The following is a 15,010-nucleotide window of genomic DNA, read 5'->3' on the forward strand; positions in this document are numbered from 1 at the left end:
TAACGGAAGAAATCCCGTTTTAGATCTCTTTTTTGCTGCAGCAATGTCCGCCGCCCATCTCTTTGGCTAAGCGTTCCACCGCTTCTTCAAAGGGATAACTCTCACCGCTGAACCCAAGCTGGAAGCGATCTGCCTGGCTGCTGTTTGCAAACGGGATCAATTGTGGTTCACAGCAATTGAGTTTAAGTTCCGCGTTCATTAAAAAAGTCCCCATTTTCGCATTGAAGGTTGTATCCGTTAAATAATCTTTGCCGATGATGTAGGCCACTTCATCAGCGATGTCGCGATAACGCAGCAGCCCGCAATGAGCACAGCAAGCCTGTTCTACCTGATGGTTCGTTTTGATCAGTTGGAACGCTAAGCGCGTATCCGCTTTTTTAAAACAATAAGAACACGTATCTGCCGTAGCGGAAACCGCTGCTTTTAGCGCTACCCCGTTCGACGTCTTTTCCACTTTCTGCTCTTCAACGAGTGATTGTATATCGCGGTAGACGGTCATTTCTGAGATGCCTAAGCGACTGCTGATGGCGGAAACTTTTAATGGCCCTTCTTTTTCTAACCAGTCTAAAATTTGTTGTTGCCGTTCAATAGGAAGCATGGCTTTGTCCCTCTTCTCATTTATATTTTCTGCTCTTAAGTTTCATCTTAAAAGAAAGGTTAAGAAAGAACTAGCACTTCTTGTTAATAAATGTGAATTTATGATGAACATTCACAAATTCTTGTTTCCGGTTTGCTGAAACCACTCACATTCTGTAGAATTCAATTTATCTATAAAATTGAAATAGTTGAAAACAGTATGAGAATCCACAATAGACTGGAGTAACCTTCATGAAAAATTTAACCCCTGAAACACAAATCGCTATTTTTGAAGCCATGCTGAATGGCAGTCGAGTAGCAACTGTGGTGACAGACCCGCAACAGCAAGATAACCCGATCATTTATACGAATAAGACTTTTGAAAAACTGACCGGCTACTCCCGCGAAGAGTCGATCGGACACAATTGCCGCTTCTTGCAAGGGCCGGAAACGGATCAAGCAGCGATTCAGCAATTAAGAGATGCCATTGCCAACAAAGAGCAAACTACTGTGACTATAAAGAATTTCAGAAAAGACGGCTCAGCTTTCTGGAATCGTTTGAACATTGAGCCTGTCACTGTTGAAGACCATCTGTACTTCATCGGGACCCAGACGGATGTTTCAACTGAAGAATATCAACGCCTTCTGCTCGCAGAAAAAGAGGATGAAATCAATCGCCTGCTGCTGCCGATTTTACCCATCCACGAAAACTTGGGTGCTGTGTCACTAGTCGGCAAGATGAATGAAGAGCGTTTTACTGTTCTGACTGAAAAATTAAGTGAATATGTCCAAAAGAATGCGACTCGCCATATTATCATTGATATTTCCGGCGTCATCTGGGAAGAAAGTTTCTTATTTGCCCGCCTCTTGATGATTCAGGATGTCCTTCGCCTAATGGGCGGAACTTTGTATATTACCGGAATCACACCAAAGACTGCTATTGAAATCTCCAGCATGCAAGCACCTGAGCATTCCCTTCGGACGTTCTCGACCGTTCAGCAAGCGATCGAAACCGTGATGGGAGCTAACGGAAAACTGAACAACTAAAACAACTAGATAAATCAGAAGCCTTAATCCTTTCGCAACCAACGAAGGATTAAGGCTTATTTTTAAGGAGGCTGTTTATGTTTTCAAACGACGACTTGCAACAATTGATCGCCGGAAAAATCATCAGCAATCAATTCCCATACGATACTCGGGACGAAAAGGAAGTCAACGCCCATATTAACCGCTTGTTCCACCGGATCTGCAGGATTCCACATGTGGTGTGCGAAGCCGAATGGAATCATTTCGGCAGCGGCTACGCTTCTTTTGTGGAGTTTTTCTGTTATCGAAATGAGGATGTTTCTGTCATTCAAGAAAAAGCAACGATCCGTGAGGAAAAAAGAGAAGGCTTGATTATTGATATATGCCGATTGGCACCCGCAGCCATTTTGGGTGGAGATATCCGCTATCGAACCACCGACAGAAGGACAAGTGAAGAAATCAGCGGAGCATACGGCTCACTTCTGGACGGACCAGAACGATTAAACGTGCCGGAGAAATTAAAGCCTCTTGCCTCTCAATTGTCCCAAGCATTGAGAGAATTTGGCTACGAAGAAATGGAAGCGGAAAAGCTTGTCGAACTTCTCCCATTTAAGAGCCGGATTCCTACCCTTTATCGCAAGCCGAAGGATTACTTGATACTTGATGCTTTCTTTTATTGGGAAGACTGACTGGATTTTTTGCTTGATTATTAATTCATAAAAAATAAGATTACGATTGCAATTGATCTTAAAATGAATTAAATTGAATCTAACGTATTTTTTGTTGCATTTGCAATAAAAAGAAAGGCGGCAGCCATGAAAGAAATTCTTCGGGAAATTGGGATGATTTCCAGAGCATTGGATTCCATCAGCAATATCGAATTCAAGGAATTGAACCTGACAAAAGGGCAATACCTCTATCTGGTCCGGATTTGTGAACATCCCGGCATCATTCAGGAAAAGTTGCTGGAACTGATTAAAGTTGACCGCTCCACCGCAGCCGCGCCGTTCAAAAGCTGGAAGCTAACGGTTTTATCGAGAAGCGCGAAGACCCGCAGAATAAAAAAACGAAAAAGCTGTTTCCTACTGAAAAAGGTAAAGCAGCTTATCCTTTTATCAAAAAGGAAAATATCCATTCGGATCGTATGGCCATGGATGGATTTTCAGAAGAAGAGAAGGAAATGGCGTTTTCCTTGCTTCAACGTATCCGAAAAAATGTAGAAAAAGATTGGGAATTCGTGAAAAAAGGACATAAACGAATTTATTAATTTGGAAAAGGAGTGGCGGCCCGATGACAGCAATTATACAAAAATGCACCTTAGAAGATTTGCAGGAGCTTCAGAAAATCAGTATTGAAACCTTCACGGATACATTCCAGGAGCAGAATTCGCCCGAACATTTGCAGGCTTACCTGGAAAAAGCCTATAATTTAGAACAATTGCAAAAGGAGTTGGCGAATCCGTTCTCCCACTTCTTTTTCGTCTACAGCGGCCAGGATATTGCCGGCTATCTGAAAATCAATACCGGATCAGCCCAGACAGAAGAATCGGACGAAGATGCGCTTGAAATCGAGCGGATTTACGTCAGAACAAAATTCCACAAACATGGGCTCGGCAAACAATTGCTGCAAAAAGCGATCGACCTGGCGCTGCAATTAGGGAAAAAGAAAATTTGGCTTGGCGTCTGGGAAGATAACGAAAATGCCATCGGCTTTTATCAGAAAAAAGGATTCGTCCAGACAGGTGCGCATTCATTCTTTATGGGAGATGACGAGCAAATCGATTTGATCATGACCAAAACCCTTTCGTGAAAGGCGGAACGCTATGTATATTCCAAAACAGTTTAAAGTCAACGATTTCGAAGAAGTCCATGGGTTTCTCCAGCAGCACGCGTTTGGAACGCTCGTCACCACGAGAAAAGGACGGCCCATTGCCACCCACCTCCCTTTCCAGTTTACAAAAGAACAGGAAGACTATTATTTAACCGGGCATATGGCTTATGGAAACCCCCAGTGGCGGACATTCGAACATACGGAGGAAGTGCTCGCTATGTTCCAAGGGCCGCACGCCTATATCTCCTCTTCCTGGTACGAACAGGAAAATGTTCCGACCTGGAACTATCAGTCTGTCCACATTTACGGAACGCCGCAAATTCTTTCCGGACAAGAATTGGAGCACGACTTATCGGAGCTTTTGAATAAATACGAGAAACACCGCGAACACGCTGTACTCTGGGATACTTTGTCTCCTGAATTGCTCGAAAAAGAACTGAAAGGCATCGTCGGTTTTAAGATCCGTGTGACCGAAATCCAGGCTGCCAATAAACTCAGCCAAAATCGCAATGAAGCAGATTACCGGAACATCGTTCAAAAATTGCAGGAAGAAAAGTCAGCTGCTTCTCAGGAAATGGCACATGTGATGGAAAAGAAACGTTGAGCGCAGCTTTTTCTGTCCCCTCAACCCTTTTGGATTGAAACATCGTTCTAAATAAAGTAAGCTTTGAATTAACTGCATATCGGAAATGTTTTCTAGGGTTCCGCAGCCTCCGTGCTGGCCTGGTCCGAGAGAAAACTCATAGCTTTTGCTATGCCACGGAAGGACAAAAGCCTGGGAGAAACTGTTTTTACAGTTCTCCCGGGCTTTTTTTATTTTTATTATCCAAAAGGAGGAAGCAATCATGAATGTAAATTGGTTAAAAGTCATACTAGCAGCTGTTTTTGAAGTGGTTTGGGTCATCGGATTAAAGCATGCGGATAATTTTTTGGAATGGACGATTACGGTCATTGCGATCATCATCAGTTTTACCGTGATGATTATGGCTGGCCGGAAGCTGCCCGTCGGAACAGTTTATGCAGTATTTGTCGGGCTTGGCACCGCTGGGACGGTTCTCTCAGACATTCTATTATTCGATGAACCGCTAAAAATCGAGAAGTTGATTTTGGTCGGCGTTTTGCTGGCTGGCGTCATCGGGCTGAAGCTCGTAACCCCTGATGCAAAACACGAAGGAGGCGATTCGTAATGGCTTGGGCAGCACTAATACTAGCTGGCATCTGTGAAATGTTCGGTGTCTCAATGATCAATAAACTGCATCAGGACCGCAATTGGCAGTCCGCTGTTCTACTCGTTTTAGGGTTCGGGGCAAGCTTTGTCTTTTTGGCCTACGCGATGGAAACTTTGCCGATGGGAACCGCTTATGCCATCTGGACCGGCATCGGTGCATCCGGCGGCGCTATTCTCGGAATGCTTTTTTACAACGAATCAAAAGACTGGAAACGGATTTTCTTCATTGCGCTGGTATTGGGGGCAGCTGTCGGATTGAAATTGGTTTCTTAAACGGAAAAGAAGGCAAAGTCTGCAGTAGACTTTGCCTTCTTTTCATTTCTTATACAGTTATTTATTGCGCTTGTTCCTGTTTCTTCTTTTTCACACTGATCAACGCGCCGACTGCTACAATTCCGAGTAGGACTCCCCAGAAAATCAGTTTCCATTCTGTCGAATGGGCAAATTCATAAGGGATGATCTCAAGCTCTTTATGTCCCAGAGTGAGGACAGTCAATTTGACGCCCACCCACCCGACAATGACAAAGGCCGTCGTTTCTAATTGCGGATAGTTCGCCAATAGTTTAACGAATTTATGGGCAGCAAATCGCATAATGACGAGTCCGACCAATCCACCCGCTAGCATCACTGCAAATTGCCCGGAGTTGATGCCGCCAATTTCACGGACGCCGAATAAATCCAAATGCGGTAAGGTAATCGCCAGAGCGACTGCTGCCAACATGGAATCGATCGCAAAAGCGATATCCGCCAATTCGACTTTCAATACTGTCATCCAGAAACCGGAGCCTTTTGTCGCTTCTGGCTCAATTGTGTGGTCTTTCCCTTTTCGCTGATCGTAAATATGCTTAAAGGCGATAAACAGCAGGTACGCTGCCCCAAGCGCTTGAATCTGCCAAACGTCTACCAACAATGTAATCATGAACAATGCCGCAAAGCGGAAGACAAACGCTCCTAGAAGACCGTAGAATAACGCTTTTTTCTGTTGCTCTTTCGGCAAATGCTTCACCATGACCGCCATGACCACCGCATTATCGGCCGCCAATAACCCTTCCAGTGCTACCAGTACGAGCAGCACCCATAAATATTCCAATAAAATTGCTTCCATCTTTCATCCTCCTCCTAATTTTTACCAACAGAAAAGACCCTTGCCTAATAAAAGGCAAAGGTCTTGCTAAGCAAAATTGTTTGCTATCACAACCGATGGCTACGAACCATGTAATGACGACTGTGAAATAGGTTTCCCTATAGCTACTCCCCTTTGACATAAAGTCAAAGTCTATTGAGTTGTACGGTTAGTATAGCATCTCTTTAAACATGATGAATCATCACATTTGTCTAAATTATGGCACAGTCATTTTTCTAAAGAAGAAGCTTTACTGTCCAGCGATTTCTTGACTTTTTAAATTTTTCTTTTCGCCTCTTGGATGCGGGCTTTTTGGAAACCTTGCACAATATCCATTAAAGCGGTCACGATGACAAGCAGTAAAATACCGCCAATCACCCAGTTCATATTGAAATCTGCGCCGAATATCGCGTTGATTTCAACTAGGAAGCGCTCGTTGAATAACGTCGCATCTGTGAAAATGACGACGAAAACAACGGTCGAAATTGCTTGGACAGCAGCATTCAACACGGCCAACCTCACTGTCCACTGCTCCTCGCGCCATTTATAGATTGATAATGCAATCTCCAATACGATGACAAGTGCCACGAGCAGCCAATAGGACACAAGAACTTCCTGGTTGAACGTCGGCGTGATCAATTCACCGTTTCGGTAAACCCCTACCCAGTTGTCCGCATTAAAGTAGAACACAGACCAAATAGCCGTCCAAATCAAACTTCCTGCAATTTGATATTTGGTGATCTTTTTTCTTTCGGAATATGGATCGTTTCCTTTAAATCGTCCGGCGTCCATTCCTGGTATTTCGATGTCAAAGGTGTATGGGAAGTTGAATGATCGGCCCTTTCGATAATCGCGAAAACAATCGTCAGCCAGAAAAACACTTGGATGGCTGCATTGACGCTCGCTGAAATGGCATTCCCGACAATCGCAGTGATGGTTTCTGTGATCGTAGCGCCTCCATCTGCAGTGAAAATCGATGTAATGACGACTGCGATCAGTGAGACAAGGACAGCAATCGGCAATATCAGTTTCAATAAGTCGATGTAAAGATCATAGAATCGCGGCCCGATTAAATGCATCGGCCGTTCTTTATAGCCGCTGGCGAGAATCGCGGGATTTCCGAGCTTCGCCAGCACTTCCTTTACATCATGCAGCGTATAATCCTCTGGCAGCATGTCTTCAATGGTCGATCGCAATTCCAAGGCAATGTCTTCCCTGTTCTTCTCAGGCAGCCTGCGCGTCACTTCTCCAATGTACAGCTCAATCAGATTCATTTGTCTCCGCTCCTTTAAGTAAAATGTAGAGCTCACGCGACGTCTTTTCCCATTCTTCTTTCAGCATGCCAAAAATCTCTGTTCCGTAATCGCTCAAAACATAATATTTCCGCGGACGGTTTTCGGTCGTATCCCAACTGCTTGTGACAAGTTCCTGTTTTTCCAGCCTGCGGAGCAACGGATACAAGGTGCTTTGTTCCATTGAAATTCCGCTGCTTTCCAATAACTGAACAAGCGAATAACCGTATTGCGGAGTTTGGAGCTGACTCAACACGGCTAACGTCAAAGTTCCTCTTCGCAGTTCAGTGGATAAGCTATTAAATAAGGAATTGTCCATTTTTACACCTCCCTAGCTATACTGTACGACGTACACCTTTATACTATGTATCATACACTATTATGAAAAATAAAACAATAATAATCTGATAATTCAACTATATTTATGGATATAAAAAAATTGGCCCCGTAAAGAGCCAATTTCCCATTGCAATTCGTTCCTATTAATTCCTGCTTTACTTATAAACTTGCGGCTTTTTTCACCGTCTTCTTAACTAAGAACAAATAAGCCATTAAAGCAATCAGACACATGGAAAAAATGGTCAAGCCCATGGGCACCGCTGTTTCTTCTCCAGCAATCCCGACGAGCGGCGCACTTAACGCACCCAAAACAAACGGCAAAAGCCCCAATAGCGCTGAAGCACTGCCGGCCGCTTGGCTTTGCGATTCCATCGCCAATGTGAATGAAGCCGTGCTGACAATCCCGATTGATGTAACGAAAAAGAAAATCGGCACTACGACTGCCCATAATGGCCCCTGTAAAATCACTACGGAGAGCAGCACAGCTCCGGCAAGAGTCGCCCCGTAAAGAGCGGTTTCAAGAAATTTCTTTTCTGAAAATACATGGCTGAACCGTCCTACCGCATAACTGCCGGCAATCAAGCCGATGCCATTCATGCCGAAAAGCAAACTGAATACTTGAGGGGACACGCCGTAAATATTTTGATAAATGAAAGGCGTTCCGGAAACATAGGCGAACACGCCGCCGATTAAAAAGCCTTGCGCCAGTGCATACCCCGTAAATTGTTTGTCCTTTAATATGGAAGCGAAATTGGAGAATGTAGCTTTTAAATTGCTTGGCACTCTCCGTTCTACCGGCAAGCTTTCAGGAAGGCGGAAACCGGTAATCAATAATAGAACCATTCCCAAAATCGTTAGGGCCAGGAAAATCCCTTTCCAGTCGGCAAACAATAACACGCCGCTGCCTACAGATGGTGCCAATAAGGGCACAAGATTATTTACCACCATTAACAGTGCAAACAGCCGAGTCAATTCTGCCCCACTGCTCACATCTCTTACTATTGCCCGGGAAATAACGAGGCCGGCAGAAGCCGCAAAGCCTTGCAAAAAACGAAGCAAGACAAAAATATAAATGTTGGGAGCAAATACACAAGCTGCAGAAGCTGCTGCGTAGACAAACAGCGAAATCACCAAAGGCTTGCGCCGTCCATGAACGTCACTTAAAGCCCCTGCGACTAGCTGTCCTACGGCAAGTCCAAGCAAACAAGCCGTCAAACTTAATTGGATAGATGAAGCATTTGTTTCAAATACCTCTGCCAGGACTGGAAAAGACGGCAGGTACATATCGATGGTAAAGGGGATCAAAGAAGTAAGAGCTCCTAATAAAAGAATGAAGCGGATACGTTTAAAGCCAACCAGTGTTTCCATTCGTGCAACAACCTTTCTGCATAAAAAACATGAAATCTTGCTTTTTATTTCGAGACTTGAAATACATCTTTATACAGTAGCATAAAACTTTTTCGGCTTGAATTTATTTGACTTTTTTTATCCAACCAGAAAACCTTCATTCTGAGAATGAAGGCATGGAATCCACTTATGTTTTCTCGTAATTTAAAAATTCCTGGATTTTTTTCGTGTATGCTTCCGGTTCTTCCACACTTGGCATATGGGAGCTGTTTTCAAATACATGAAATTGAGAATCCCGCACTAGACTCGCATAATAAGCAGTGGCTTCCGGTGTCGCTTCATCGTAGCGGCCACAAGTGAAAAGGGCCGGCATCTTCAATTCTCGAAGCCACTCTGCAGCATCATAATCTTGCAATGTACCCGTCACTGTAAATTCTGAAGCCCCCCACATGAAATTATAGATTTGCTGATTCATATTCTCTAATTCCTCGCTTACTTCCGGCGGCCACGGATCGAGCCTGCAAAGGTGACGATGATAGAAGCCATACATAGCCGATTGATATTCAGGGGAATCGGTTGTCTTCTGGAGCTCGTTTTTTTCAATGGCTGCCTGCAGTTCCAAAGGCATTTTTTTCAGATGATTTCGCTGGTCTCGCTCCCACCTTCGCGCTTGCAGGGCCGGCCCTGAAAAAATGACGCTTTTTACCCCTTTCGGCTGTTTCGAAAGAAAGGCTGCTAAAAGCATCGTTCCCCACGAATGGCCAAGAATATGGACTTCTTCCAGCTCAAGCGCTTTTCGAACCTGTTCCAGTTCTTCCACATAGCGCTCGACTGTCCAAAGTTCGGTATTGCGCGGATGCCCTGAATTGCCGCAGCCTAGTTGGTCGTATTGAATAATTGGACGTTCCTGTCCTAGCGAGCGCAGCGGATCTCGATCACTGCTTTTCCCTCCAGGGCCGCCGTGCAGGAGAAGGAGCGGTGTTCCTCGTCCATTGCCCGTAATGCGGTACCAGACATTCCCGCCATTGACGGAAATAAACCCTTCCGTTACGTCATCCATTGTTTTTTCTCCCCCTTTTTCACCATCACTCGTTTTATTGATTCTCCAGGTGGCGTTTAATTCCTTTATTTCAGCCATTTACGGCCAACTTTCACGTTTACAAAAAAAGGCACGCATCCATTGCAGATGCGCACCTTCTTTTCTTATTTCACTTCCACAGTCCAGCCAAGCGAATCTTCCACTTTTCCTGTCTGGATGCCCGTGATCGTGTCATATAATTTTTGAGACAATTCACCGATTTGGTGATTGTTGACGACCATTTTCTTCCCTTGCCAGTTCAATTCGCCGACTGGCGAAATAACAGCAGCCGTTCCAGTTCCGAATACTTCCTCCAACTGTCCCGCTTCGTATGCTTCATGAATTTCGTTGATCGATATTTTACGCTGCGTGACTGAAATGCCCCATGAACCCAGCAATTCGATGATCGATGTTCGGGTAATGCCATTCAAGATGCTGCCGTTAAGCTCCGGTGTTATGATTTCTCCGTTAATCTTGAAGAAAATATTCATGCTCCCGACTTCTTCGATGTATTTCTTCTCAATTCCATCAAGCCATAATACATCGGCATTCCCAGCTTTTTTCGCATTCGCTTGTGCCTGGTAGCCGGAAGAGTAATTCCCGGCCGTTTTCGCCATTCCTGTGCCGCCTTTTACCGCTCTTGTAAACTGGTCTTCAACATGGATGATGACAGGCGTCAATCCGCCTGTGAAATACGAACCTACCGGTGAAAGGATGATCATCAGCTTGTAAGCTTTTGCCGGGGCTACTGCAAGGTTCGCTTCTGTCGAAATGATGAACGGACGGATGTATAAGGAAGTGCCCTGTGTGGCGGGTACCCAATTTTTCTCAAGTTTGATCAGCTCCGTCAAATAGTCAAGCATCGCTTTTTCATCTACCGGCGGAATGCTTAAACGTTCACTTGATAAATTCAAGCGTTCAAAGTTCTTTTCCGGACGGAACAATAAGACGCGGCCATCTTCTGTGCGGTAAGCTTTCATGCCTTCAAAAACGGTTTGCCCATAATGGAAAATCATTGCTGCCGGATCCAATGTGATCGGGCCATAAGGAACGATTTTCGGTTCATGCCAACCTTTTCCTTCTTCATATTCCAACGTGAACATGTGATCCGTGAAGATGGTGCCAAACGGCACTTGGTCATGCAAAGGCTTGTCCTTCTTATTTGTGCTTTCTACAACTTCCAATTGATATGTATTCACCATTGTGAGGCACTCCTCTCATTTAAACAATATAATTGCAGGTATTTGAATAATTATACATTCTCTTAAATTAATTTCAAGTTTATTTTTATCCACTTAGTGAAAATTAAGAAAAAAGACCCGAACCATTTTTTCATAAAAAAGAGACCATTCAGCGAATGATCTCCATAAAATGTGCCAATATACGGGCCGTTAGCCCCCAAATGACCTTGTCTTCGTATAAATAAAAGTACTCTTCCATCTGCCTTGGCTGAAAACTGTAATCTTGTCCGCCTTCAATCAAGTCATATGGGAAATTTTCTTCTGGCTGTATATTAAAATTCATATAGTAAATTTCCGGCCGGGTTTCTAAGAAAAAAGACAAAGGCACACTAAAAAGGCTATCGACTTCGGAAGGGTTTGGTTTAAATTCCGCTTCTGCGTCGATTGTACCTGCAAAAGCATAAATGATCATGCCGAACGGCGAGACCATGTAATCGAGCGGATAAACAGCGGAAATTTCTTCTGAACGGATGCCAAGTTCCTCTCTTGTTTCCCGAAGCGCCGCAGCTTGCGGGGTCGCATCTCCCGCATCAATCCGGCCGCCCGGGAAACAGATTTCTCCCGGCTGCCTCCGCAATGTATGGGCCCGGACTTCAAAAACAATGTGGATTTCTCCGTTCCGCTCCAACAGCGGCAACAAGATGGCGTACTTCGAGAAATCCTTGCTGCCCAAGACAGCCGGGTCATGTGCTTGTATCTTTTCGAGTATTTTTTCCGGTTGCATTCCATCACCTCATTCAATCATCAAGATTTCCCGGATGTCTTCTTCTGTCATTGCCGTCAGCGCTTCACTTCCAGGTTGGATGACTTCATCAATCAGGTTCTTCTTTTTCTCCTGAAGTTCGTTGATTTTTTCTTCGATTGTCCCTTTGGCCACCATACGAATCACCTGCACCGTATTTTGCTGGCCCATCCGGTGGGCACGGTCTGTTGCCTGCTGCTCAACTGCAGGGTTCCACCAAAGATCGTACAAAATCACCGTATCAGCCCCTGTCAGATTCAAGCCCGTACCTCCCGCTTTCAATGAAATCAAGAAGAGATTGCCTTCCCCTTCATTGAAGCGGTCGCAAAGCGCTACACGTTCTGCAGCAGGCGTCTGTCCATCCAAATAGAAGTACGGCTGGCCTTGGCGTGCAAGCTGTCGGCCGATAAGTCCGAGCATTTGGGTAAACTGCGAGAAGATCAGCACTCTGCGGCCCGATAGCCGGCTTTCTTCAATAATCTCGAACAACTGCTCGAATTTCGCAGAACTTCCCGTGTAGCCTTCTACAAAGAGCGCAGGGTGGCAACAGATTTGGCGAAGCCTCGTGAGTCCGGCTAAAATCCGGATTTTGTTTTTCTTCAGGCTGCCTTTCGCTAAATGCTTCAACGCGTCATGTTTGAGTTCAGCCAAATAGGCGGCATAGACTTTTTTCTGTTCTTTCTGCAGATCAGAATACTGCATCGTTTCTATTTTCTCTGGCAGCTCGGTCAATACCTCTTTTTTCAAGCGGCGGAGAATGAAAGGACGAACCCTTTTCGCAATTTCTTCCCGTCTGAGTTCACTGAATGCCCTTCTTCCCGGCAGCAGCTCTGGAAAGACCACATGGAAAATCGACCATAATTCATCGATGGAGTTTTCTATTGGTGTTCCCGTTAATGCAAATTTATAATCCGCTTCTATCGACTTCAGCGACCGGGCGGTTTTCGTTATTGGATTTTTGAATGCTTGGGCTTCGTCCAAAAACAGGCTATGAAAAATTTTTCCGCTGTAAAAAGCGGCGTCCGAGCGCAGTGAAGGATAAGAGGTGATGAAGATATCCGTATCCACCGAACTTTCGAAGATGGCTTTTCTTTTTGCTTTTGTCCCGTCGATGATGCGGACATTCAGCTCGGGTGCGAATTTTTTCATTTCATTTAGCCAATTGTAGGTGAGCGATGCCGGTGAAACGACGAGCACCGGCCGTTTATGTGCTCGGATTTCCGGCAGCACCGACACGATATAAGCAATGCTCTGCAAGGTTTTCCCAAGTCCCATATCATCCGCCAAAATGCCGCCGAATTGATATTTCGCAAGCAGTTTCAGCCATCTGTAGCCGGCTTTCTGATAGTCCCTCATAATGCTTTCCAAACGTTCCGGAACAGCCGCCGCATGGTCAAGCGGATGGTTCAAGTTCTTGAGAAGCCGCGCAAAATTCTCGCCTGGCTCAATCACTTCGCCGCCTTCTACCACATCCAACATTTTCATCGCCTGCAGCAGCGGAATCCGGAATTCCTGCTCATCCAATTGCTGCGCTGTCAGTTCCACTTCATTCATAAAATCGTTGAATGCAAGAAAATCCGGCGTTTCAAGCGACAACAGCTGGCCATTCGGAATCCGGTAATATTTTCGTTTATGTTCAAGAGCTTTCAGGAGTTTTTGGATCTCTTTCTCCGGAATCCCCTGCAAATCAAAGCGGAATTCAAGCCAGTCCGTCCTTTCGCCAAAATCCATTTTGATTTTCGGTCCAATGTAGCCGGTATGGAGGCGCATCTTTACCGAAGTGGTGGCATATACTTCAACCACCTCTTCAAATTTCGGGATCCAGTGATAAAGGAAATCGTATTCCGCCTCTTCGTTATGGATATAAAAGCCGCCGTCTGTTTGGTTGAACAGGCTGTCGTGCATCATCTGCATGATGCGCTGCTCTTCCGCGATATGCCGGCGAAGCCCCGGGTAATGTTCAAGCCCTGCTTCCTCTTCTTCACACGGATTGATGATCAATTGCCCATAATGAAATTCAAGGCCTGCTAAAAGCCGGTTGCTGACGCGATCCAGATATAATTTTGCCCGAAGCGGCACTTCGCCTAAACTTCTGGCTACGCCATCATCCATTTTCACATTTCCAAGCTTCATCAGTCCTGGAATGGCCGTTTTCATGAAATGCTCCATCTGGCTTGCCGGAATCGTTAAACGCGGTTCTCCCGCCAACTCCAGCAGGTTCTTCAGTTCCACCAGCTGCCTGCAGCTTTCTTCGGGCAGCGGCACAAGCTCTCCGCCAGTAAACGCATAGCCGTAAGCACTTAATACCAAAATGCCATTCAGGCCTTTTGCTTCCAGTACATAACTCCCCGACGGCCCTTCTTCAATTTCAAAACGGACAGGGAGCCGCTCCGCTAACCGCAGCCCTTTATATAATTGATCTCCTTGCTGGGTGCTGACGTGGGGCGCTTGCTGCAATAGCGGCAGAAGCTGCAGCCAATCCGACACCGAAACGAAGATCATGCCTTCCCGGTCCGTCAGCAAACTTGGAATACGAGAGCTCTTAATAAGGAACTGCAGGACCGCATCGGTTTCACGGTTGAAATTATGCCATTCTGGATTATAAGTAAAATCACTGGTGATTTCCGCCGGTTCTTTCCGTTCGACTTTCTTCAAGAACTCTAAAACCCTTAGGACGCGGTGCCGTTCGCTAATCCCTGCCTGCAAGCGAAGGCCAATTCCATATTCCGCGTTTTCCAGCAAAAAAGGAAAGCAGGTAAACTCCACCGCTACTGTTTGGCGCGTATCAAAATGGAGCTGCTTTCCGGCAGGACGCCCCGATGGATTGCTGAACAAACTCAGCATCTGGTCAGCCAATGGACTGCCAACGGCCTGAACATCTCTTGCTGCAAGCAGTACGGCTGCAATGTGCTGGCAATGGGTTTTGATAAAACCGACAGGCGGGCAGCTGCATTCGGCGACAAGCTGATTGTGCTCGCCTTGGCGAATCAAAACAGTGAAATCTTCCCCAGCTTTTACTGTCGCTTTAATCGCTGCTTCCTCTTTGGAGTCCGCATGCAGCACTACTTTATTTGCTTCGAAATATGCTTTTCCTTTTTTATAAGCGGCGATTCCGCACAGTTCTTTAATCATTTGTTCACTCAATGCAAAGTTCATTCAGCAATCCTTTCCTAGCTTTTCAGATCAAG

At 45.4% G+C, this 15,010-nt stretch carries 16 protein-coding genes, 1 pseudogene and 1 riboswitch; of the genes and pseudogenes, 7 read left to right on the forward strand and 10 right to left on the reverse strand.

Features of this window, described 5'->3' with window-relative positions:
- Positions 1 to 19: 19 nt before the first annotated feature.
- Positions 20 to 598, reverse strand: a complete 579-nt coding sequence (locus L0M13_RS17385) for a DeoR family transcriptional regulator (RefSeq protein WP_235197669.1) — start codon at positions 596 to 598, stop codon at positions 20 to 22.
- 230 nt (positions 599 to 828) lie between these two features.
- Between L0M13_RS17385 and L0M13_RS17390 the strand changes: the two genes are divergently transcribed.
- From L0M13_RS17390 to L0M13_RS17420, 7 genes and pseudogenes are all read left to right on the forward strand, one after another.
- On the forward strand, positions 829 to 1,623 hold the full coding sequence (locus L0M13_RS17390; protein WP_235197670.1) for a YtvA family blue-light photoreceptor: 795 nt from the start codon (positions 829 to 831) through the stop codon (positions 1,621 to 1,623).
- Between the two features lie 77 nt (positions 1,624 to 1,700).
- The gene (locus L0M13_RS17395) at positions 1,701 to 2,291 is read left to right on the forward strand and encodes a hypothetical protein (RefSeq protein ID WP_235197671.1); all 591 of its coding nucleotides are present in this window, start codon (positions 1,701 to 1,703) and stop codon (positions 2,289 to 2,291) included.
- Between the two features lie 126 nt (positions 2,292 to 2,417).
- Positions 2,418 to 2,869, forward strand: a pseudogene (locus L0M13_RS17400) (MarR family winged helix-turn-helix transcriptional regulator).
- A 23-nt stretch (positions 2,870 to 2,892) separates the two neighbouring features.
- Entirely contained in the window at positions 2,893 to 3,411 is a 519-nt protein-coding gene (locus tag L0M13_RS17405) for a spermidine/spermine N(1)-acetyltransferase (RefSeq protein WP_235197672.1), read from the forward strand.
- Positions 3,412 to 3,424: 13 nt separating this feature from the next.
- A complete protein-coding gene (locus L0M13_RS17410) occupies positions 3,425 to 4,036 on the forward strand; it encodes an FMN-binding negative transcriptional regulator (RefSeq protein ID WP_235197673.1) in 612 nt (203 codons plus the stop codon).
- 81 nt (positions 4,037 to 4,117) lie between these two features.
- A riboswitch (guanidine-I (ykkC/yxkD leader) is annotated at positions 4,118 to 4,216 on the forward strand.
- A gap of 61 nt (positions 4,217 to 4,277) precedes the next feature.
- Positions 4,278 to 4,619 carry a DMT family transporter gene (locus L0M13_RS17415; protein ID WP_235197674.1) on the forward strand — a complete coding sequence of 114 codons (342 nt, stop codon included), beginning with the start codon at positions 4,278 to 4,280 and terminating at the stop codon, positions 4,617 to 4,619.
- Complete coding sequence (locus L0M13_RS17420; RefSeq protein ID WP_235197675.1) at positions 4,619 to 4,933, forward strand: DMT family transporter; 315 nt, start codon at positions 4,619 to 4,621, stop codon at positions 4,931 to 4,933. The genes L0M13_RS17415 and L0M13_RS17420 overlap by 1 nt, the downstream gene beginning before the upstream one ends.
- Positions 4,934 to 4,994: 61 nt before the next feature.
- On the opposite strand, the gene L0M13_RS17425 is transcribed toward L0M13_RS17420, so the two are convergent.
- The 9 genes from L0M13_RS17425 to L0M13_RS17460 form a co-directional block, all read right to left on the reverse strand.
- Complete coding sequence (locus L0M13_RS17425) at positions 4,995 to 5,765, reverse strand: TerC family protein (RefSeq protein ID WP_235197676.1); 771 nt, start codon at positions 5,763 to 5,765, stop codon at positions 4,995 to 4,997.
- Positions 5,766 to 6,059: 294 nt separating this feature from the next.
- The gene (locus L0M13_RS18665; RefSeq protein WP_311195593.1) at positions 6,060 to 6,497 is read right to left on the reverse strand and encodes a hypothetical protein; all 438 of its coding nucleotides are present in this window, start codon (positions 6,495 to 6,497) and stop codon (positions 6,060 to 6,062) included.
- The gene (locus tag L0M13_RS18670) at positions 6,494 to 7,057 is read right to left on the reverse strand and encodes an HAAS signaling domain-containing protein (RefSeq protein WP_311195594.1); all 564 of its coding nucleotides are present in this window, start codon (positions 7,055 to 7,057) and stop codon (positions 6,494 to 6,496) included. The genes L0M13_RS18665 and L0M13_RS18670 overlap by 4 nt, the downstream gene beginning before the upstream one ends.
- The gene (locus L0M13_RS17435; protein ID WP_235197677.1) at positions 7,044 to 7,394 is read right to left on the reverse strand and encodes a PadR family transcriptional regulator; all 351 of its coding nucleotides are present in this window, start codon (positions 7,392 to 7,394) and stop codon (positions 7,044 to 7,046) included. Before L0M13_RS17435 ends, L0M13_RS18670 begins: the two co-directional genes overlap by 14 nt.
- A 179-nt stretch (positions 7,395 to 7,573) precedes the next feature.
- Complete coding sequence (locus L0M13_RS17440) at positions 7,574 to 8,782, reverse strand: multidrug effflux MFS transporter (protein ID WP_235197678.1); 1,209 nt, start codon at positions 8,780 to 8,782, stop codon at positions 7,574 to 7,576.
- A gap of 166 nt (positions 8,783 to 8,948) precedes the next feature.
- Positions 8,949 to 9,821 (reverse strand): proline iminopeptidase-family hydrolase, encoded by an 873-nt coding sequence (locus L0M13_RS17445; RefSeq protein WP_235197679.1) that lies wholly within the window; start codon positions 9,819 to 9,821, stop codon positions 8,949 to 8,951.
- A gap of 143 nt (positions 9,822 to 9,964) precedes the next feature.
- The gene (locus L0M13_RS17450) at positions 9,965 to 11,038 is read right to left on the reverse strand and encodes a branched-chain amino acid aminotransferase (RefSeq protein WP_235199342.1); all 1,074 of its coding nucleotides are present in this window, start codon (positions 11,036 to 11,038) and stop codon (positions 9,965 to 9,967) included.
- A gap of 151 nt (positions 11,039 to 11,189) precedes the next feature.
- Positions 11,190 to 11,804: an NUDIX hydrolase gene (locus tag L0M13_RS17455; protein ID WP_235197680.1), complete on the reverse strand. Its 615-nt coding sequence runs from the start codon at positions 11,802 to 11,804 to the stop codon at positions 11,190 to 11,192.
- A 9-nt stretch (positions 11,805 to 11,813) separates the two neighbouring features.
- A complete protein-coding gene (locus tag L0M13_RS17460; RefSeq protein WP_235197681.1) occupies positions 11,814 to 14,978 on the reverse strand; it encodes a DEAD/DEAH box helicase in 3,165 nt (1,054 codons plus the stop codon).
- Positions 14,979 to 15,010 lie beyond the last annotated feature (32 nt).

Source organism: Planococcus sp. 107-1 (genome assembly GCF_021513255.1).
Taxonomy (GTDB): Bacteria; Bacillota; Bacilli; order Bacillales_A; family Planococcaceae; genus Planococcus.

Coding starts and splice junctions, on each gene's coding strand:
- L0M13_RS17410 (WP_235197673.1), top strand. CDS start 3,425: ATGTATATTCCAAAACAGTTTAAAGTCAACGATTTCGAAGAAGTCCAT.
- L0M13_RS17415 (WP_235197674.1), top strand. CDS start 4,278: ATGAATGTAAATTGGTTAAAAGTCATACTAGCAGCTGTTTTTGAAGTG.
- L0M13_RS17425 (WP_235197676.1), bottom strand. CDS start 5,765: ATGGAAGCAATTTTATTGGAATATTTATGGGTGCTGCTCGTACTGGTA.
- L0M13_RS17405 (WP_235197672.1), top strand. CDS start 2,893: ATGACAGCAATTATACAAAAATGCACCTTAGAAGATTTGCAGGAGCTT.
- L0M13_RS17385 (WP_235197669.1), bottom strand. CDS start 598: ATGCTTCCTATTGAACGGCAACAACAAATTTTAGACTGGTTAGAAAAA.
- L0M13_RS17420 (WP_235197675.1), top strand. CDS start 4,619: ATGGCTTGGGCAGCACTAATACTAGCTGGCATCTGTGAAATGTTCGGT.
- L0M13_RS17440 (WP_235197678.1), bottom strand. CDS start 8,782: ATGGAAACACTGGTTGGCTTTAAACGTATCCGCTTCATTCTTTTATTA.
- L0M13_RS17445 (WP_235197679.1), bottom strand. CDS start 9,821: ATGGATGACGTAACGGAAGGGTTTATTTCCGTCAATGGCGGGAATGTC.
- L0M13_RS17460 (WP_235197681.1), bottom strand. CDS start 14,978: ATGAACTTTGCATTGAGTGAACAAATGATTAAAGAACTGTGCGGAATC.
- L0M13_RS17390 (WP_235197670.1), top strand. CDS start 829: ATGAAAAATTTAACCCCTGAAACACAAATCGCTATTTTTGAAGCCATG.
- L0M13_RS17395 (WP_235197671.1), top strand. CDS start 1,701: ATGTTTTCAAACGACGACTTGCAACAATTGATCGCCGGAAAAATCATC.
- L0M13_RS18670 (WP_311195594.1), bottom strand. CDS start 7,057: ATGAATCTGATTGAGCTGTACATTGGAGAAGTGACGCGCAGGCTGCCT.
- L0M13_RS17455 (WP_235197680.1), bottom strand. CDS start 11,804: ATGCAACCGGAAAAAATACTCGAAAAGATACAAGCACATGACCCGGCT.
- L0M13_RS17435 (WP_235197677.1), bottom strand. CDS start 7,394: ATGGACAATTCCTTATTTAATAGCTTATCCACTGAACTGCGAAGAGGA.